General features: G+C 67.7%; 17 protein-coding genes. 9 read left to right on the top strand and 8 right to left on the bottom strand.

Annotation, left to right across the window (positions count from 1 at the left end; genetic code table 11):
• The coding region (locus WAL33_RS04770; RefSeq protein WP_422179011.1) for an XdhC family protein at positions 1–819 on the bottom strand (819 nt) is incomplete at its 3' end.
• Between the two features lie 100 nt (positions 820–919).
• Between WAL33_RS04770 and WAL33_RS04765 the strand changes: the two genes are divergently transcribed.
• A complete protein-coding gene (locus tag WAL33_RS04765; protein ID WP_422179009.1) occupies positions 920–1,795 on the top strand; it encodes a bifunctional regulator KidO in 876 nt (291 codons plus the stop codon).
• A 65-nt stretch (positions 1,796–1,860) separates the two neighbouring features.
• Positions 1,861–2,565, top strand: a complete 705-nt coding sequence (locus tag WAL33_RS04760; RefSeq protein WP_422179007.1) for a glycosyltransferase family protein — start codon at positions 1,861–1,863, stop codon at positions 2,563–2,565.
• A gap of 15 nt (positions 2,566–2,580) precedes the next feature.
• On the opposite strand, the gene WAL33_RS04755 is transcribed toward WAL33_RS04760, so the two are convergent.
• Positions 2,581–3,288 (bottom strand): class I SAM-dependent methyltransferase, encoded by a 708-nt coding sequence (locus WAL33_RS04755; RefSeq protein WP_422179005.1) that lies wholly within the window; start codon positions 3,286–3,288, stop codon positions 2,581–2,583.
• A gap of 291 nt (positions 3,289–3,579) precedes the next feature.
• Positions 3,580–4,692 carry an alanine dehydrogenase gene (ald, locus tag WAL33_RS04750; protein ID WP_422179003.1) on the bottom strand — a complete coding sequence of 371 codons (1,113 nt, stop codon included), beginning with the start codon at positions 4,690–4,692 and terminating at the stop codon, positions 3,580–3,582.
• Positions 4,693–4,812: 120 nt separating this feature from the next.
• Between ald and WAL33_RS04745 the strand changes: the two genes are divergently transcribed.
• Both WAL33_RS04745 and WAL33_RS04740 read left to right on the top strand, forming a co-directional pair.
• Positions 4,813–5,286 (top strand): Lrp/AsnC family transcriptional regulator, encoded by a 474-nt coding sequence (locus WAL33_RS04745; protein ID WP_422179001.1) that lies wholly within the window; start codon positions 4,813–4,815, stop codon positions 5,284–5,286.
• A 77-nt stretch (positions 5,287–5,363) separates the two neighbouring features.
• The gene (locus tag WAL33_RS04740) at positions 5,364–6,194 is read left to right on the top strand and encodes a carbonic anhydrase (RefSeq protein ID WP_422178999.1); all 831 of its coding nucleotides are present in this window, start codon (positions 5,364–5,366) and stop codon (positions 6,192–6,194) included.
• A 4-nt stretch (positions 6,195–6,198) separates the two neighbouring features.
• Here WAL33_RS04740 and WAL33_RS04735 read toward each other — a convergent pair whose 3' ends face one another.
• The 3 genes from WAL33_RS04735 to WAL33_RS04725 are packed head-to-tail and all read right to left on the bottom strand — an operon-like array spanning position 6,199 to position 8,146.
• Positions 6,199–6,825: a carbonic anhydrase gene (locus tag WAL33_RS04735; RefSeq protein WP_422178997.1), complete on the bottom strand. Its 627-nt coding sequence runs from the start codon at positions 6,823–6,825 to the stop codon at positions 6,199–6,201.
• Positions 6,818–7,459: a maleylacetoacetate isomerase gene (gene maiA, locus WAL33_RS04730; RefSeq protein WP_422178995.1), complete on the bottom strand. Its 642-nt coding sequence runs from the start codon at positions 7,457–7,459 to the stop codon at positions 6,818–6,820. The genes WAL33_RS04735 and maiA overlap by 8 nt, the downstream gene beginning before the upstream one ends.
• A 9-nt stretch (positions 7,460–7,468) precedes the next feature.
• The gene (locus WAL33_RS04725; protein ID WP_422178994.1) at positions 7,469–8,146 is read right to left on the bottom strand and encodes a fumarylacetoacetate hydrolase family protein; all 678 of its coding nucleotides are present in this window, start codon (positions 8,144–8,146) and stop codon (positions 7,469–7,471) included.
• 190 nt (positions 8,147–8,336) lie between these two features.
• On the opposite strand from WAL33_RS04725, the gene WAL33_RS04720 reads away from it, so the two are divergent.
• Both WAL33_RS04720 and WAL33_RS04715 read left to right on the top strand, forming a co-directional pair.
• Complete coding sequence (locus tag WAL33_RS04720; protein ID WP_422178992.1) at positions 8,337–9,215, top strand: ABC transporter ATP-binding protein; 879 nt, start codon at positions 8,337–8,339, stop codon at positions 9,213–9,215.
• Positions 9,216–9,225: 10 nt separating this feature from the next.
• The gene (locus WAL33_RS04715; RefSeq protein WP_422178990.1) at positions 9,226–12,822 is read left to right on the top strand and encodes a M1 family aminopeptidase; all 3,597 of its coding nucleotides are present in this window, start codon (positions 9,226–9,228) and stop codon (positions 12,820–12,822) included.
• 134 nt (positions 12,823–12,956) lie between these two features.
• Here the strand turns inward: WAL33_RS04715 and WAL33_RS04710 are convergent, their stop codons facing one another.
• Positions 12,957–13,556 (bottom strand): DUF4142 domain-containing protein, encoded by a 600-nt coding sequence (locus WAL33_RS04710; protein WP_422178988.1) that lies wholly within the window; start codon positions 13,554–13,556, stop codon positions 12,957–12,959.
• Positions 13,557–13,675: 119 nt separating this feature from the next.
• On the opposite strand from WAL33_RS04710, the gene WAL33_RS04705 reads away from it, so the two are divergent.
• Together WAL33_RS04705 and WAL33_RS04700 are read left to right on the top strand one after the other, a co-directional pair.
• On the top strand, positions 13,676–14,872 hold the full coding sequence (locus tag WAL33_RS04705; RefSeq protein ID WP_422178986.1) for a CaiB/BaiF CoA transferase family protein: 1,197 nt from the start codon (positions 13,676–13,678) through the stop codon (positions 14,870–14,872).
• A 1-nt stretch (position 14,873) separates the two neighbouring features.
• Positions 14,874–15,290: a GFA family protein gene (locus WAL33_RS04700; RefSeq protein WP_422178984.1), complete on the top strand. Its 417-nt coding sequence runs from the start codon at positions 14,874–14,876 to the stop codon at positions 15,288–15,290.
• Here WAL33_RS04700 and WAL33_RS04695 read toward each other — a convergent pair.
• On the bottom strand, positions 15,287–17,200 hold the full coding sequence (locus tag WAL33_RS04695; RefSeq protein WP_422178982.1) for an HWE histidine kinase domain-containing protein: 1,914 nt from the start codon (positions 17,198–17,200) through the stop codon (positions 15,287–15,289). The genes WAL33_RS04700 and WAL33_RS04695 overlap by 4 nt on opposite strands.
• A 207-nt stretch (positions 17,201–17,407) precedes the next feature.
• Here WAL33_RS04695 and WAL33_RS04690 point away from each other — a divergent pair, with 207 nt between their 5' ends.
• Entirely contained in the window at positions 17,408–17,794 is a 387-nt protein-coding gene (locus WAL33_RS04690; RefSeq protein ID WP_422178980.1) for a hypothetical protein, read from the top strand.
• Positions 17,795–17,820: the final 26 nt, after the last annotated feature.

The following is a 17,820-nucleotide window of genomic DNA, read 5'->3' as shown; positions in this document are numbered from 1 at the left end:
GACATAGGGCGCGGCCGAGGGCAGGGCGGCCAGCAGGGCCTGGTGATCGATCGCCTCGTCATGGCCGCAGATCGCCACCGCCGTCCAGGCGTCCAGGCCGATCGACGCCACGGCGGCGGCGACCTCGTCACGCCGATAGGCCACGCCGGGCAGAGGAGGGGGCGAGGTCGGACCCTTGGGCCGCACCAAGGTCGTCTGGAATCCCGACTGCGCCCCCAGGCCGGCCACGGCCAGGGCGGTCGGGTCGCCGCCGAACACCACCAGCCGGGGCGGCGGATCGAACCGACGGGAAAACGCTCCCGGCCAGGGTTGGATGTCTTCCGCGGCCGGGGCGCAACGCCGCTGGTCGCCGTCGCTGATCCAGATCGCCGGGGCCCGCGCCGCCGTCAGGGCCAGCAGCGCGCGGGCCGCCGAATCGTCCGGGGTGATTCGTTCGACCAGGATCTCGATCCGCGCGCCACACAGCAGGCGGATGTCGGGCCAGGGACTGCCCTCGCCATAGACCAGCCGTCGGGGCCGTCCGTCCACCATGCAGGCCCGGGCGTGGCCCTCGACGTCGGCCTCGATGCAGCCGCCCGACAGGAAGCCCGCCCGGCTGCCCCCTCCCAATGCGTCCTGCCCGAACACCATCTGGGTCCCGACTGGACGGGGCCCGCCGTCGCCCAGGAAAATGATGGTCGCCAGGGCCGCCGGGCCCCGCGCCAGGGCGCCGGCCAGGGCCGGCCGCATGTCGTCCGCCAGGCCGTGGAGAGGCCAATCGGAAGGCTCGGCCTCAGGGACGAGGGTCGCGTCGGCGTCGGCGTGATCGGTTGGGTTCATTGCCAAGCATGTTAACGCCTCGGAAAGTTTCCAGAAACGCCTTCTTCAAACCTTGGGGCGTAGGCTTGCCGACATTGGTGTTCAGTCCGCACGGATTTCCATGTCGCTTTTCGTTTCCAAGCTCGGTCTAGCCGCCGCCCAGTTCGGGCTGGACGGCATGAGCGCGTCGCCGCGCGCCCGATCGCCGGAAACCGAAGCTCGTGACATCCTCGCCATCGCCGCCCGCGCCCGTCTGTCGGTGCTGGACGTGTCGGGCAACTACGGCCGCGCCGAGCAGGTGCTGGGCGATCTGATTCCCCGTCCCGTCCCGTTCCGCGTCACCCTGTCGGCCGCCCGCGCCGACCGTGGCCCCGATTTCGTCGAGGCCGAGGCCCGCGCGTCCCTGCGCCGCCTGGGCGTCGAACGCGCCGACGCCATCATCGTGTCTTCGCCCTCGGAACTGTTCGGCTCGCACGGCTCGGCCGTCTGGGACCGTCTGGCCCGCCTGCGTGACGAGGGGCTGTTCGCCAAGATCGGCGTCGCCGCCCACGCCAGCGACGATCCGGTGGGCGTGGTCCGCCGCTTCAAGCCCGACATTCTTCAAGCTCCGGCCAGCCTGCTCGACCAGCGCCTGCTGGCCGACGGCTCGCTGCAACGCATCGCCGGCATGGGGGTCGAGGTGCAGCTGCGGTCGATCTTCCTCAACGGCCTGCTGTTCCTGCCGCCCGATCGCGTCCCCGCCCAGCTGAAGGGGGCCTCGGGCCGCCTGTCGAAGGTTCGCCGGATGATCGCCGAGGGCCGTTCCGATCCGCTGCAGGCCGCCCTGGGCTTCGCCTTGTCGCGCGTCGAGGCCAGCGCCGTCCTCGTGGGCGTCACCTCGGCCGCTGAACTCTCGGCCGTGGTCGCCGCCGCCTCCAGTCCGCCGCCCGACCTCGATTGGGACGACATGGCCATCGACGATCCGGTGGCCCTGGACCCGCGACGTTGGGTCGCCTGACGCCCAGGCGAATCAAAGCTCAGCCTCGGAAGAAGCGCTGAGAAACAAAGAGGGAGCCGAACGCCATGATCCTCGCCGTCGTCCAGGCCCGCATGGGCTCCAAACGTCTGCCCGGCAAGGCCGTCGCCACCCTCCAGGGTCAGCCGATGATCCTGCGCCAGCTCGAGCGGTTGCGCGGCGCCCGGCGCCTGAACAAGATCATCGTCGCCACCAGCAGCGACGCCGCCGACGATGGGCTGGCCGGGCTGGTGGTGTCGCGCGGCTACGCCGTGCATCGCGGTTCCGGCAGCGACATCCTGGACCGCATCGCCCGCTGCGCCGAGGCCGCCGGTCCGGTCAGCCACATCGTCCGCATCAAGGGCGACGCGCCGTTTGTCGATCCGGCCGTGATCGACGAGGCCGTCCGTCTGGCCCAGGTCAGCGGCGCGGCCTACACCTCCAACCGCGTGGAGCGCACCTATCCAGCCGGTCTCGAGGTCGAGGTGATCACGGTCGAGGCGCTGCGCATGGCCGCCGCCGAGGTTCGCGATCCCTTGGCGATGATCTCGCCGACCGCCGCCATCCGCGAGCGGCCCGACCGTTTTCGCCAGGCCCACCTGAAGGCCCACCGCGACTGGTCGCACTACGACTGGCGGGTGAAGACGCCGGCCGACCTGGCCTTCGCGCGCTCGATCTATGACGCGCTCCATCCGGCCGATCCGGGCTTCTCGATGCACGACGTGCTGGACCTGGTGGAGAGTCACCAGGATCTGGGACGGTTCGCGGCCTAGGCGGCCACAGGCGCCTCACTCCGCCTTGATGGCGGTGATCAAGAGCTGGGTCGCGTGGGACTTGGCGCGTATCGCCTTCAGCCACCGCGCGGCGATCGCCAGGCGCGGCGATGACTTCAACATGGTCGCCAGGCGCCCGCCGCTCGACATCGGCACGATGTCGGTCGCGACGACCTGCAGTCCCGCGACGGAGATCAGATTGCCCAGGGTCAACGGCGTCCAGCTGTAGAGATGCATGTCGATGTCGTCGGGCTTCCATTTGCGATGAGGTTTGTGGAAGAGCGGGGTTTCGCAGGGAACGATGATCCTCAGGCGGCCCTTCGGCTTGAGCACCCGGCGCATTTCCTGTAGCTCGGTCAGCGGATGGCCGACGTGTTCGAGAGCGTGAAAGCTGATGATCACGTCGACCGAATTGGCCGGCACGTCCGCGAGGGCCGGATGAACGGCGTCCAGTCGCGTTTGAGCCTCCTGGGCCGCCCGCTCGTTGATCTCGACGCCTATCTTTCGCGCGGCGGGAAGCGTGCCCAGTATGCCGCCGGTGCCGCAGCCGAAATCAAGCACGACGTCCTGTTCCGTGGACAAGCCGGCGAAGTCGATCGCTCTTTGCGCCTGGACAGCCTCGTCTCGCGACTGCGCGCGCTGTGCGTGGTAGGCGTCGCCCATCGCGCCTTGGTACAGACGCGCGGGGCCACCCACCATGAAACCACGGTCCGAACGAGGCATGGAGCCTCCCCCTAAAAGTTTAGCCTTATGCCAAGGAACTGGCGCGTGTGACGCTAGGCAACCACAGGTCTCAAAGACGCGATAACCCACAACTATTGTTGTAGTGGCGTGTTTTTGACAACACTAAAAATTCGATGGCTTTGGTGGCCGCGCGGGAGTCTTGGGTCGCGGCGTTTTCGTGATCACGAGCTCTGGCGGCGGAATGACCTGCCGCCGAAAATCGTCTCCAGAACCGTCGCGAGGCGAAAGCTTCGGACGACCCCGGAGACGATGGTTCGGTGCGGCCGGACCCTACTTCCAGGCCCCATAGGGATCCACCGACGCCTTGCCCAGCGCCTCGGCCACGGCCGGGTGGGTCAGTTCGCCAGCCAGGACGTTAAGACCTTTGGCCAGGTGGATGTTGCTCTTCAACGCGTCCAGGCCGTGATCCGCCAGGGCCAGGCCGAAGGGCAGGGTGGCGTTGCCCAGGGCTTCGGACGAGGTGCGCGGCGCGGCGCCGGGCATGTTGGCCACGCAATAGTGGACGACACCGTCGACCGTATAGGTCGGTTCGGCGTGGGTGGTCGGGTGGCTGGTCTCGAAACAGCCGCCCTGGTCGATCGACACGTCGACCAGCACCGAACCCGGCTTCATCTTCGACAGATGTTCGCGCTTGACCAGCTTGGGGGCCGCGGCCCCGGCTGTCAGCACCGCGCCGATGATCACGTCGGCCTTGAGGATCTCGTCCTCGACCGCCGCCATCGTCGAATAGCGGGTCAGGATGCGGCCCTGGTACAGGTCGTCCAGCTCGCGCATGCGCGGGATCGAGCGTTCCAGCACCACCACCTCGGCGCCCAGGCCGGCGGCCATGCGCGCGGCGTTGGAGCCGACCACCCCGCCGCCCAGCACCGCCACGCGGGCCGGGGGCACGCCGGGCACGCCGCAGAGCAGCAGGCCCATGCCGCCGTTGTGCTTGAGCAGGGTCTCAGCCGCCGAGAAGACGGCGATGCGGCCGGCCACTTCCGACATCGGGGCCAGCAGCGGCAGGCCGCCCTTGGCGTCGGTGACGGTCTCGTAGGCGATGGCCGCGCAGCCGGAAGCCAGCAGACCCTCGGTCTGCACCGGGTCGGGCGCCAGGTGGAGATAGGTGAACAGGATGTGGCGGGGCGTCAGACGCTCCCACTCGACCTTCTGCGGCTCCTTGACCTTGATGATCAGTTCGGCGCCCGCGAACACCGCGTCGGCGTCGGGCGCGATGGCCGCGCCGGCCTTGACATAGAGGTCGTCGCCATAGCCGGCCCCGAGGCCCGCGCCGGTCTGGACCAGCACCGAGTGACCGTGACCCACATACTCGCGCACGGCGGTGGGGGTCAGGCCAACCCGGTGTTCGCCCGGTTTGATCTCGGAAGGCACTCCAACGCGCATGATAGTCTCCTCCAAGTGGCTTTTGACGCTGGTTTACGCCTGAGTGAACGCAGGTTCCTGGGGGATTTCATGCGCCCATAACCGTGGTATGCAGGATTCCATCGCGATGGAGCCTTTGCGTTGAAGAAACCTGCGGCAAACCTCGACGCCTTTGATCGCAAGCTGCTGAACCTGCTCCAGAGGCGGGGCCGGGCCAGCTATGTGGAACTCGCAGAGGCGGTGAATCTTTCCGAATCCGCCTGCCTGCGTCGCGTGAAGGCGCTGGAGGAGGCGGGGGTGATAGGGCGTTACGCCGCCGTGATCGACGAGCGGGCAGTGGGCCTGCCGCTCAGCGTTTTCGTCACCGTCACCCTGTCGTCCCAGGCCGAGGCGACGCTCAGCGCCTTCGAGAAAGCCATCGCCAATGTCCGCGAGGTGGCCGAGTGCTATCTGATGACCGGCGGCTCGGACTATCTGCTGCGGTTGGTGGTGGCCGACGTCGACGACCTGGAGCGGGTGCACGCCCAGGGCCTGACCCGAATTCCCGGCGTCGTCCGGGTCAGCTCGTCGATCGCCATGCGCACCGTGGTCAAACGCGTCGAATTGCCGCTCTGAGGCCCGGCGTTGCGTCGTAGTTAACCTTCCCCTGGCAGGATTACGGATTACAGCCGCTGCACTCGTCGGGGGATGAGATGGTTTCGAGACGACTCCTGCTGGGCGCCTTGGCGTCGGGCCTCGCCGCGCCCGCCCTGGCCTGGGCCGAGGGCGACAATCCCGCTACGCCGTCGGTGTTGACCCGCAAGGGCCGCCGCACGCGCCGCGCCCTGAAGAGCCAGCCGGCCGACAAAGCCGCGCTCGACAAGGCGCTGGCCCAGGTCAAGCCGCTGGAAGACCACAACGCCGTTGAACCGGCCGAGGTGCATCCGCCGGCCGTCAGCCCGGACGAAGCGCTGGGCCGCCTCAAGCAGGGCAACGCCATCTTCTCGCGCGGCGGGGCCAGCATCGCCCTGCCGACCTTGGCCCGGATCGCGGAGCTCTCCAAAGGCCAGAGGCCGTTCGCGGTGATCGTCGGCTGCAGCGACAGCCGCGTCGGTCCCGAACTGATCTTCGACTGCAATCTGGGTGAACTGTTCGTGGTCCGCGTGGCCGGCTCGACGGTCAGCCAGGAAGGGCTGGGCTCGATCGTCTACGCCGTGGAGCACCTGGGCGCGCCCCTGGTCGTGGTGCTGGGTCACACCAAATGCGGCGCGGTCGGCGCGGCGGTGGACGTGGCCACCAAGCATGTCGATCTGCACGGCTCACTGCTGAACATGGTGCTGCCGATCATGCCGGCGGTGCTGGAGGCGCAGGAAAAGCACCCCGCCGACCTGCAGGACGCGGCCATTCGCCAGAACGTCCGCGACGTCGCCGCCCGCCTGAAGGTGGCCGACGGCACGCTGGCCGAGAAGCTGTCCGAGGGCCGCCTCAAGATCCTCTCGGCCACCTATGACCTGGCCAGCGGCCTGGTGGCGTTCGACGCCTAGGGATTTATCCGGGCGCGGCCACCACCCGCTCGTAGTCTTCCAGGCTGGAGATCCCGACGTTCAGGTCGGTGACCAAGCCGTTGCCCAGCGAATAGACCCAGCCGTGAACCGACAGGCTCTGGCCGCGCGCCCAGGCGTCCTGGACGAAGACGTCGGAGGCGACGTTGCGCACCTGACGGATGACGTTCAGCTCGCACAGGCGGTTGAGCTTGTCCTTCTCGGTCGGCAGGGCGTCCAGCTCGTGCTTGTGCTCGGCGTGAACCTCGCGGATCGGGTGCAGCCAGTGATCGACCAGCCCGCGCCGCTGGCCGTCGACCGCCGCCGCCACGCCGCCGCAGCCATAGTGGCCCACGACCATCACGTGCTTGACCTTGATCACGTCGACCGCGAACTGCAGCACGCTGAGATAGTTGGCGTCCTGCGGCGGGGCCAGGTTGGCGACGTTGCGGTGGACGAACAGCTCGCCGGGGTCCAGGCCGACGATCTCGTTGGCCGGCACCCGGCTGTCGCTGCAGCCGATCCACAGATATTCCGGGCTCTGTTGACCCTCCAGGCGCTTGAAGAACTGGGGGTCGGCCTCGGTCTTGCGCAGCGACCAGGCCAGATTGTTGCTCTTCAGATCTTCAAGCATGGATGGCGTCCGGCTGATTGTTGGGGTGGGCGGCGACGAAGGCCGGGTGCTCGGCGCACCGCGCGGCGACCGCGCGGATAGCGGGGAAGGGGGTCAGGTCGGTCTTGAAACGCTCGGCGTTATAGACCTGCGGGATCAGACAGCAATCGGCCAGGCTCGGCGCGCCGCCGAAGGCGAAGCCCTTGCCGTGGTCGACGATCATCGTCTCCAGGGCCGTGAAGCCGTCGGTGATCCAGCGCCGGATCCAGGCTTCGCGGTCCGGCTCGTCGACGCCCAGGTCGGTCAGGGCCCGCAGGATGCGCAGGTTGTTCACCGGGTGGATGTCGCTGGCGACGATCAGGCTCATGGTCCGCACCGCGGCGCGGTCGAAGGCGCCGGCCGGCAGCAGGGGCGGTTCCGGAACGGTCTCGTCCAGCCATTCCAGGATCGCCAGGCTCTGGGTCAGCGTCCTGCCGTCCGCCTCCAAGGCCGGCAACAGCCGCTGAGGGTTCAGGGCGGCGAAGGCCGGTTCCTGGTGCTGGTTGGCGACCAGATTCACCGGGGCGATGTCATAGGCCAGGCCCTTGAGGTTCAGGCCGATCCGCACCCGATAGGCGGCGCTGGACCGCCAGGCGCTGTAGAGGGTGAGCTGCATGGCCGGGCCTCAGACCAGGGTGAAGGCGAGCTCGCCCACGCCCTCGACTTGACCTACGACCCGATCGCCTCGGCCGATGGCGGCGACGCCCTCGGGGGTGCCGGTGAAGATCAGGTCGCCGGCCGCCAGGGTCCAGAGTTTGGAAGCCTCGGCGATGATCTCCGGGATCGTCCAGATCATGTCGGCGATCTGGCCGCTCTGGCGAAGCTGGCCGTTGACGCTGAGGGTGATCGCGCCGTCTGGCTTGGCTTTGTCGATCGGGACGATGGCGGTGATCGGGGCGCTGGCGTCGAAACCCTTGGCGGCGTCCCAGGGATGGCTCTTGGCCTTGGCGGCGGCCTGCAGGTCGCGCCGGGTCAGGTCGACCCCGACGGCATAGCCGAACACGTGACTCATCGCCTGCTCGACCGCGATGTTGGCGCCGCCCGATTTTAGGGCGATCACCAGTTCGATCTCGTGATGCAGGTCGTGGGTGGCGACCGGGTAGGGGACTTCGCCGCCGACCAGCACGGCGTCGGCCGGCTTGGCGAAAAAGAACGGCGGGTCGCGCTCGTCGGCGCCCATCTCGCGCCGGTGCGCTGCGTAGTTGCGGCCCACGCAGAGGATCCGTCGCACGGGGAAGACAGAGTCGCCGCCTTCGACCGGAACCGTGGGTTGGGCGGGCGGGGGAAAGGCGAAGTGCGTCATGGCGCCTGATTAGACCCAAACCCGTTCCGCCAAAAGTCACCTTCGTGAGGACACGATCCTGCAACATGCCGGCCACGTGGCTTGTCTAAACGTTCTTTCACTTGCCCCGACCTGCGACGACAAGGCATGACGGATAGGCAATTGTGGCAAAAACCCGCCACGGCGACGTCGAAGGGGCCCGGGACCGACGATGCTGATCATCGAGAACCTGACTCATGTCTACGCCAATGGCGTGAAGGCCCTCGACGAGGTCAACCTGACGATACCCGGCGGCATGTACGGCCTGCTGGGCCCGAACGGCGCGGGCAAGTCGACCCTGATGCGCACCGTCGCCACCCTGCAGGCCCCGACCTCGGGCCACATCCGGTTCGGCGACATCGATGTGCTCAAGTCGCCCGATCTGCTGCGGCGCACCCTGGGCTATCTGCCTCAGGACTTCGGCGTCTATCCGCGGGTGTCGGCCTACGACATGCTCGACCACATGGCGGTGCTGAAGGGGATCGCCGGGGCGAAGGACCGCAAGGCGGTCGTCGAGAGCCTGCTCAACCAGGTCAATCTGTGGGACGTGCGCAAGAAGGCCATCGCCGGCTTTTCGGGCGGCATGCGCCAGCGGTTCGGGATCGCCCAGGCCCTGATCGGCGATCCGCGCCTGATCATCGTCGATGAGCCCACCGCCGGTCTCGACCCCGAAGAGCGCAACCGCTTCCTCAACCTGCTGGCCGAGATCGGCGAGAACGTGGTGGTGATCCTGTCGACCCACATCGTCGAGGACGTTTCCGATCTCTGCCCGGCCATGGCGATCATCTGCAACGGCCGCATCGTCAAGGAAGGCGCGCCGGCCGACCTCGTCCGCCAGCTGTCGGGCCGGATCTGGAAGAAGGTCATCGACAAGGCCGAGCTCGAGGCCGCCAAGGCCAAACACCAGATCATCTCCACCCGCCTGCTGGGCGGCCGCACCGTGATCCACATCCTGGCCGACCAGGATCCGGGCGCCGGCTTCACGCCAGTCGAGGGCGGACTGGAGGACGTCTACTTCTCCACCCTGTCCAACACCCGTCGCGCGGCCTGAGGGCGACCGGATGTTTGGCAAGATCGCGGGCTTCGAACTCCGCTACCAGCTGAAATCGCCCGTCTTCTGGGTGGTGGCGGTGATCTTCTTCCTGCTGACCTTCGGCGTCACGACGATCAGCCAGATCAGCATCGGCCTGGGTCCCAGCGACCATCGCAACGGCCCCTACGCCCTGGCCCAGAGCCACCTGATCTTTTCGCTGTTCTACATGTTCGTGACCACGGCCTTCGTCTCGAACGTGGTGGTGCGCGACGACGAGACGGGCTTCGGGCCCATCCTGCGCGCCACGCGACTGACCAAGTTCGACTATCTGTACGGCCGGTTCCTGGGCGCGTTCGCCGCCGCGGCGATCTCGTTCCTGGCTGTGCCGCTGGCGGTGTTCCTGGGCTCGCTGATGCCCTGGGTCGACAGCGAGCTTCTGGGACCCAACCGGCTGGAAGCCTATGTGTTCGCCTATGTCGTCCTGGCCCTGCCGTCGCTGCTGCTGACCTCGGCGATGTTCTTCGCCCTGGCCACGATCACCCGCTCGATGATGTGGACCTATGTCGGCGTCATCGTCTTCATGGTCGTCTGGACGATCGCCCGGATCGCCCTGGGCAAGCCTGAATTCAAGCAGGTCATCGCCCTGTGGGAGCCGCTGGGCATGGCCGCCTACAGGCTGGTTTCCGAATATTGGACGACGAGCGAGCACAACAGCCTGATCCCGCCGCTAGCCGGGACCTTGCTGTTCAATCGGCTCTTCGCGCTGGCCCTCTCGGCCAGCTTCCTGGGTCTGGCGTTCAGCCTCTTCCGCTTCCAAGCCAGCGAGCTCTCGGGCAAGCGTGGCGCGTCCAAGGCGAAGTCCGCCGACGTCGTCGGGTTCGACGCGCCGCCGTTGGCGCGATCCAGTCCGGTCGCGCCCCGCTACGACGCCGCCTGGGCTTGGGCCCATCTGGCGGCGCGAACACGGCTCGACATGGGCCAGGTCTTCAAGAGCCCGGCCTATTTCGTCCTGCTGGCCGTGGGTCTTTTCAACGCCGCCGGCGCATTGTGGTTCGCCACCGACGCCGGGTCGTACGGGGGATCGATCCGTCCGCTGACGCGGGTGCTGTTGCAGCCCCTGGCCGGTTCGTTCGGCCTGATCCCGATGATCATCGCCATCTACTACGCCGGCGAGCTGGTCTGGCGGGAGCGCGACCGCAAGACCCACGAGATCATCGACGCCGCTCCCGTCGCCGACTGGGCCTTCGTCGCGCCCAAGGTGGCGGCCATCTCGCTGGTGCTGCTGTCGACCCTGGCCGTCAGCGTCCTGGCCGCGATCGTCAGCCAGCTGGCCCACGGCTACGCCAACCTCGAACTCGACAAGTACCTCCTCTGGTACCTGCTGCCCCAGACGGTCGATCTGGTGCTGCTGGCCGTGCTGGCGGTGTTCCTCCAGACGATCGCCGGCCATAAGTTCATCGGCTGGGGCCTGATGGTGATCTACATCGTCAGCACCCTGACCTTCGTGAACCTCGGCTTCGAGCACAATCTCTACAATTATGGCGGGGTCATCGACGTCCCGACCTCCGACATCAACCGCCTGGGCAAGTTCTGGATCGGGGCCTGGTGGCTGCGGCTCTATTGGTCGGCTTTCGCCGTGGGTCTGGTGGTGCTGACCTACGCGCTCTGGCGACGGGGAACCGAGACCCGGCTCTGGCCGCGCTTGCGCCGCCTGCCCTCGCGTTTGACCGGCAAGGCGGGCCTCACTTTCGCGACCGCCGCGGCGGTGTTCATCGCCGCCGGCGGCTTCATCTACGTCAACACCAACGTCTGGAACGTCTACCGGACGAAGATCGACGACGAGAAGTGGCAGGCCGACTACGAGAAGACGTTGTTGCGCTTCGAGAACACGCCGCAGCCGAAGATCGTGGCGATGAAGCTGGACGTCGAGCTCTATCCGCACGATCCGGGCGTCGACACCCAGGGCGTCTACACCCTGGAAAACCGCAGCGGCCAGATTCTCAAGGAGATCCACGTCCGCTTCGACCGTGACCTGAAGGTCAAGGGCCTGTCGATCGAGGGCGCCCGCTCCAAGCAGACCTTCGACCGTTTCAACTACCGGATCTTCGCGTTCGACACGCCGATGAAGCCGGGCGAGCGGCGGATGATGAGCTTCATCACCCATCGCGCCCAGGACGGCTTCCGCAATCGGGGCAACGACACCCGGGTGGTCGACAACGGGACCTTCATCGACAACACCGAGATCGCGCCCACCCTGGGCATGAGCCGCGACGGCCTGCTGCAGGACCGCGCCAAGCGCCGCAAGTACGGCCTGCCGCCCGAGCGACGCATGGCCAAGCTGGGCGACATCCCCAGCCGCCAGTTCAACGGCCTGCGCCACGACGCCGACTTCGTGTCCTCCGACATCACGGTCACCACCGAGGCCGACCAGACGCCGATCGCGCCGGGCTATCAGGTGTCCGACGTGGTCCGCAACGGCCGCCGCACGGCCCGCTTCGTCACCGAGGCGCCGATCCTGCCCTTCATGTCGATCCAGTCGGCCCGCTATGTCGTCGCTCGCGACCGCTACAAGGGTGTGGACCTGGCCATCTATTACGACCCGCACCATCCGTGGAACATCGAGCGGATGAAGACCGGGATGAAGGCCTCGCTCGACTACTACCAGGCCAATTTCAGCCCCTACCAGTTCCGCCAGCTGCGGTTCCAGGAGTTCCCGGGCTACCAGGATTTCGCCCAGTCGTTCGCCAACACCATCCCGTGGTCGGAGAACCTGTTCTTCATCGCCAACTACGACGACCCCGAGAAGATCGACATGGTCACCTATGTCGGGGCCCACGAGATCGGCCACCAATGGTGGGCCCACCAGGTGATCGGGGCCGACCAGCAGGGCGGCGCCATGCTGAGCGAAACCTTCTCGCAGTACTCGGCCCTGATGGTCATGAAGCGGATGTACGGCGAGGCCCAGATCCGCAAGTTTCTGAAGTTCGAGCTCAACAGCTACCTGCGGGCCCGCGGCGGCGATCCGCTGGAGGAGCAGCCCCTGGCCCGGGTCGAGAGCCAGCCCTACGTCTATTACCGCAAGGGCTCGCTGGTCATGTACCGGCTGCAGCACGAGGTGGGCGAGGAGACGGTGAACCGGGCGCTGCGCAAGCTGATCGCCGCCCACGCCTTCAAGGGCGCGCCCTACCCGACCGCGCTCGACTTCCTGGCCGCCCTGCGCGCCGAGGTCCCGGCCGACAAGCAGGCGCTGATCACGGACCTGTTCGAGAAGATCACGCTCTATGACCTGAAGACCAAGACGGCGACCACGCGCAAGCTGCCCGACGGGCGGTTCGAGACGGTCCTGACCGTTGAGGCCAAGAAGCTGTACGCCCAGGGCCGCGGTCAAGAGACCGCCGCGCCGTTGGACGAAATGCTGGACGTCGGCCTGTTCACCCTGGAGCCCGGCAAGAAGGGCTTCGGCGACGACAAAATCCTGGCGTTCGAGCGCCGGCGGATCCGCTCGGGAACCCAGACCCTGACCTTCGTGACCAAGGTCGCGCCCAAGGTGGCGGGGGTGGATCCCTACAACTTCGTGATCGACCGCAACGGCGACGACAATACGGCCAAGGTCACGATGCGCTAAGGCCGTATCGACATTCAGCGCCTGGGGCGAAAACCTCGTCCTTCGACAAGCTCAGGATGAGGTTTTCGACTGCTGGCCCGTAAATGGTCCTCATCCTGAGCTTGTCGAAGGATGAGGACCACGCACGGCGTTCTCTAGTGCACGAAGCCCTTCTTCAGGCCTTCGGCTTCGTTCAGATGCTCCTGCACGGCCGGGGCCGTGGCGGCGGCGAAGGCCTTGATGGCGGCGGTGTCGCCGTCCTGGGCGTAGCGCTGCATCAGGTTCAGGGCCGCCTGGTGGACGTCGACCTGGTCATCCGCATAGGTCTTGTCGAAGTCCTCGTTGCTGGCCTTGTTCAGGTCGTCCAGCTTGTCCTGCAGATCGGCCGGCAGGGCCATCGGCAGGGTCAGGGTGGCGCCCGAGGCGGCGATGGCGGCCTTCAGGTCCTCGGTGGTCTTGGTGTGGGCCTTTTCCATCATCGCGGCGAACTTCTTCACCTCGGCGTTGGTCGAGCGCTTGGCCGCGACCTTTGCGGCTTCGATCTCGTACATGTCGGTGGCGGCGGCCTTGGTGACGAAGGTGGCGGCCTTGGTCTCGTCCGACGGGGTCGGGACGGTGGCGGCCGGGTTGGCGTCCGGGGTCGCGGCCTGTTCGGCCGGGGTGGCGGCGCCCTTGGTTTCGTCGGGCTTTTGGTTGCAGGCGGCGACGCTGAGCGCGGCGATGGCGGCGCCGACGATGAGAAGCTTACGGGTCATGGCTTTCTTTCCCTGCGCGTTTTTCTAGAACGTTGATCGTTCGGCGCTGCGCTGCGCCTATGAGGCCTATTCAACCTCACGGGCCCGTGATGGTTCCGTGAGATGGGGAGAGAAAACGCATGGCCGAGACGCCGCTGAACGGCCTGAGGGTCATCGAGATGGGTTCGCTGATCGCGGGTCCGTTCTGCGGCCAGGTGCTGGGCGATTTCGGGGCCGAGGTCATCAAGCTGGAAGATCCCAAGGCCGGCGACCCGATGCGCCAGTGGGGGCGCACCAAGCCCAAGGGCCACTCGCCCTGGTGGCCGGTGATCGGCCGCAACAAGAGCTCGGTGACGCTGGACCTGCGTCAGCCCGAGGGCCGCGACATCGCGCGCGCCCTGATCGACACGGCCGACGTGGTGGTCGAAAACTTCCGGCCCGGCACGCTGGAGAAGTGGGGCATGGGCTATGAGGATCTCGCCCGGACCAATCCCGGTCTGGTGATGGCCCGGGTGTCGGGTTTCGGCCAGACGGGACCCTATTCGCACCGCGCCGGCTACGCCCTGATCGGCGAGGCCATGGGCGGCCTTCGCCACATCACCGGCGAGCCCGACCGGCCGCCGGCCCGGGCGGGAATCTCGATCGGCGACAGCCTGGCCGGCCTCAACGCCGCGCTCGGGGTGATGATGGCCCTGCACGCCCGCCAGCGCACCGGCAAGGGCCAGGTGGTCGACGCGGCGATCTACGAGAGCGTGCTGACGGTGATGGAGAACCTGATCACCGAATATGACCTGTCGGGCTATGTGCGCGAGCGCTCGGGCGCGATTCTGCCGGGCATCGCCCCATCCAACGTCTATCCCACCCGCAGCGGCGAGCTGATCCTGATCGGCGCCAATCAGGACACCCTGTTCAAGCGCCTGTGCGATGCGATGGGCCGGCCCGAACTGGCGAGCGACGAGCGCTACCGCGACCACGCCGCGCGCGGCGTCAATCAGCTGCAGCTGGACGCCACCATCGCCGGCTGGACGGTCGAGCATGACATTGGGGAGCTGTTGCCTCTGCTGGAGGACGCCGGCCTGGCCGTCGGGCGAGTCTATCGCGCGCCCGACATGCTGAAGGACCCGCAGTTCGCCGCCCGCGAGTCGATCGTCGAGGTGCCTCACCCGGTGTTCGGCACGGTGAAGATGCAGAACGCTTTCCCCAAGCTGTCCGACACGCCCGGCGGCGTTCGCTGGCCGGGGCCGGCCCTGGGCGAGCACACCGACGCGGTGTTGCGCGACGTGGCCAAGCTGTCGGACGAGGCGATCGCGGGGCTGCGGGCCAAGGGCGTGATCTAGGATGGGCGACAAACCCCTCTACGCCGGCGGATGCCTTTGCGGGGCCCTGCGCTACGAAGCGCGCGGCGAGCCGCTGTATATGGGGCACTGCTACTGCGCCGACTGCCGCAAGGCCTCGGGCTCGGGCTTCATCCCGTTCATGGCCTTCGCCGCCGCCGACCTGACCTTCAGCGCCCCGACCCGAACCTTCACCTGCGTGTCGGCGCGCGGTTCCGACGCGGTGCGCAACAGCTGCCCGACCTGCGCCGGCCTGGTGTTCGGCGGACCGGTCGGCCAGACCGACTCCCACACGATCTATGCCGGCTCGCTGGACGATCCGACCCTGTTTCGCCCGACCATGGCGATCTTCGCCAAGGGCCGACCCGACTGGGCGGTCATTCCGGAGGGGCTGACGGTGTTCGAGGGATTGCCGGACTAGCGCCCCGTCACCGAGGCTAGGGCCCGGGCGATCTGGTGGACGTTGTAGGGCTTGCGGACAATCGGGGCGTCGAAGCCCATCGGCGCGGCCTTGTCGGCGTAGCCGGTGGCGAACACGAAGGGCCGGCCTTCGCGGCGCAGGATTTCGGCGACGGGGGCCACCGACTGGCCGTTGAGGTCGGCGTCCAGCACCGCGGCGTCGAACGACAGCTCCAGCATCTGCAAGGCCTCGGACAGCTCGGCCGCGCAGCCGACCACTTCCACGCCCGAATCTTCCAGCCCGGCCTCCAGCTCCATGGCCAGCAGCAGGGAGTCCTCGACGATCAGCACCTTCAGCCCCGCGATGTCGCCGGCCTTGAAGGTGTCGTCGCCGCCGCCGACGGTCTCGACGATGCGGGTGTCGGGGGCCGGTTCCGGTTCCGGTTCCGGCTCGTCAACCAAGGCGTCGGCGGCGGCGTGAATCATCGCCGTGACGCCGCTTCGCTTGTATTCGACGGTCGCCCGCCCGCCCAGCTCGCGGCCGACCACGTCCTCGATCAGGGTCATGCCGAAGCCACGCTTGTCCGGCGGCGAGGTCATCGGCCCGCCGGTCTCCAGCCATTCCAGATTGAACCCGCCGCGGGGGGTGGCGCGCCAGACCACTTCGACCCGGCCGGTTTCGACCGACAGCGATCCGTACTTCACGGCGTTGACGGCCAGTTCGTGCAGGGTCAGCGACAGGGCCGCCGCCGCGCGGGGCGTCAGGAACAGCTCCGGTCCGTCCCAGCGGGTCTGGTTGGGGGCCACGCCGCCCAACTCGGCGGCGGCGATCCGGGCCAGGGTGGCGCCGCGCCAACGGGCCGCGCTGAGCAGGTCGTGGGCCGAACTCATCGACTTGAGCCGGCCGTTGAAGGCTTTGAGGAAGCCGTCCAGCGACGAGGCTTTGCGGGCTGACTGCCCGGCCACCGACTGCACGACGGCCAGGATGTTCTTGATGCGATGGTCCAGCTCGGTGAGCAGGTTCTCGCGCTGGTCGTCGGCCTCCTTGCGGGCGGTGATGTCCTGGACCACGCCGATCAGCCGCAGCGGCTTGCCGGCGGCGTCCTTGACCAGCAGGCCGGCCACGCTGTTCCAGATCGGCCTCTGGGGATCGGACGACACCCGCCGGAACTCGACCTCGTAGCGTCCCTGGGCCTCCAATTGGGCCTGGACCTCGGCGCGGATCGCCTCGCGCTCGTCGGGATGGACGAAGCCATACAGGGCATCGCCACTCTGGGCGGGCGTCACGCCTTCGGGAAGCTCGGTGATGCGCGCCATCCGCGCGCTGATCCGCACTGTGTCGGCCACGAAATCCCAGACGAACTCGCCCAGATTGGCGGCGTGCAAGGCCAGGGCGATCCGCTCGCTGTCCAGCGTGCGTTCGGCGACGTTGCGGGCGGTCTCGGCGTCGTGCAGCAGCTCTTCCATCGCCAGAGCGGCGAGGTCCGCCAGGGCGTCGGTCAGTCCGGCGTCGACGCCCTCGCGGGGGAGGGGGTCCTCGACGGTCAGCAGGCCGACGATCTCGCCCGAAGCCGTCTTCAGCGGCGCGCAGGCGAAGAAGCGGCTGTCGTCGCACCAGGGGCGCGGGGCCGAGGCCGGCGCCTGGGCGAGGTCGGACTGCGAAACGACGCCGCTTTCGCGTAGGCGGTCGGTCAGGCCGGGGGGACGCGGCTCCTCGACATGGTCGAAGCCGACCTTGGCTTTCAGCCAGACACTGTCCTTGCCGATAAGACGGATCGCCGCGCGCGAGGCGGCGAAAAGCCGCGAGGCCAGGCGAACGATCCGATCGAAACGGGGATCAGCGGGGTTGCCGCCAAAGGCGCGAAGGGCGTCGAGGGCGCGCAGTCGCCGCGCCTCCTGATCATCTGCCAGCGTTCCGCCCGCATCGTCCATGATTCGAACATAGACCGGGTTCGCGCTGGGCGCGAGATTGATAAAGACGCCACTGGCGATCCTTGTCAGGATCTTCTGAAGATCCGCTGTGGTGAAGCTCCAACCTTGAGGCTACAATGGAACTCGTGGCCGCGGCATCGCGTTGTGCGGGCGCAGCTTCGCGCTGCCCGCCCCCAACAAGAACCGAGCCGCGAACCGGAGATTTTCATGCCCGACAACAGCCTGAACCCCGCCCTGAACGAAGCAAGCAAGGCGTCGTCGAACGCCGGCGCGGCCCTCGACCACGCCGAGCGCAGCTTCGGCGAAGCCGCCAGCGCCGCCCGCAACAACCTCAGTGACGCCGCCGCTTCGGCCAAGGCCAACCTGTCCGACGCCGCCAAGCGCATCGAAGCGTCGCTGACCCAGGGCCTCGAAACCCTGCGCGCCCAGACCCGCACCTACACCGACACCGCCGGCCAGTCGGTCGACGAAGCTGGCCGCTATGTCAGCGAACGCGTTCGCGAACGGCCGATCACCGCCACCTTGGCCGGTCTGGGAGTCGGCGTTCTGCTGGGCCTGCTGCTGGCCGGAAACCGCAGCGGCCGCGACAAGTGATTTTCGGCAAGACCCTGACGACCCTG

It is taken from the genome of Caulobacter sp. (genome assembly GCF_049283275.1).
Lineage (GTDB): Bacteria > Pseudomonadota > Alphaproteobacteria > Caulobacterales > Caulobacteraceae > Caulobacter.
This window is presented reverse-complemented; position numbering and strand designations above follow the sequence as displayed.

Excerpts from the sequence above, each read along its gene's own strand:
- WAL33_RS04765 (WP_422179009.1), top strand. The coding sequence starts at position 920 with ATGTCGCTTTTCGTTTCCAAGCTCGGTCTAGCCGCCGCCCAGTTCGGG.
- WAL33_RS04760 (WP_422179007.1), top strand. The coding sequence starts at position 1,861 with ATGATCCTCGCCGTCGTCCAGGCCCGCATGGGCTCCAAACGTCTGCCC.
- WAL33_RS04755 (WP_422179005.1), bottom strand. The coding sequence starts at position 3,288 with ATGCCTCGTTCGGACCGTGGTTTCATGGTGGGTGGCCCCGCGCGTCTG.
- ald (WP_422179003.1), bottom strand. The coding sequence starts at position 4,692 with ATGCGCGTTGGAGTGCCTTCCGAGATCAAACCGGGCGAACACCGGGTT.
- WAL33_RS04740 (WP_422178999.1), top strand. The coding sequence starts at position 5,364 with ATGGTTTCGAGACGACTCCTGCTGGGCGCCTTGGCGTCGGGCCTCGCC.
- WAL33_RS04735 (WP_422178997.1), bottom strand. The coding sequence starts at position 6,825 with ATGCTTGAAGATCTGAAGAGCAACAATCTGGCCTGGTCGCTGCGCAAG.
- maiA (WP_422178995.1), bottom strand. The coding sequence starts at position 7,459 with ATGCAGCTCACCCTCTACAGCGCCTGGCGGTCCAGCGCCGCCTATCGG.
- WAL33_RS04725 (WP_422178994.1), bottom strand. The coding sequence starts at position 8,146 with ATGACGCACTTCGCCTTTCCCCCGCCCGCCCAACCCACGGTTCCGGTC.
- WAL33_RS04720 (WP_422178992.1), top strand. The coding sequence starts at position 8,337 with ATGCTGATCATCGAGAACCTGACTCATGTCTACGCCAATGGCGTGAAG.
- WAL33_RS04715 (WP_422178990.1), top strand. The coding sequence starts at position 9,226 with ATGTTTGGCAAGATCGCGGGCTTCGAACTCCGCTACCAGCTGAAATCG.
- WAL33_RS04710 (WP_422178988.1), bottom strand. The coding sequence starts at position 13,556 with ATGACCCGTAAGCTTCTCATCGTCGGCGCCGCCATCGCCGCGCTCAGC.
- WAL33_RS04705 (WP_422178986.1), top strand. The coding sequence starts at position 13,676 with ATGGCCGAGACGCCGCTGAACGGCCTGAGGGTCATCGAGATGGGTTCG.
- WAL33_RS04700 (WP_422178984.1), top strand. The coding sequence starts at position 14,874 with ATGGGCGACAAACCCCTCTACGCCGGCGGATGCCTTTGCGGGGCCCTG.
- WAL33_RS04695 (WP_422178982.1), bottom strand. The coding sequence starts at position 17,200 with ATGGACGATGCGGGCGGAACGCTGGCAGATGATCAGGAGGCGCGGCGA.
- WAL33_RS04690 (WP_422178980.1), top strand. The coding sequence starts at position 17,408 with ATGCCCGACAACAGCCTGAACCCCGCCCTGAACGAAGCAAGCAAGGCG.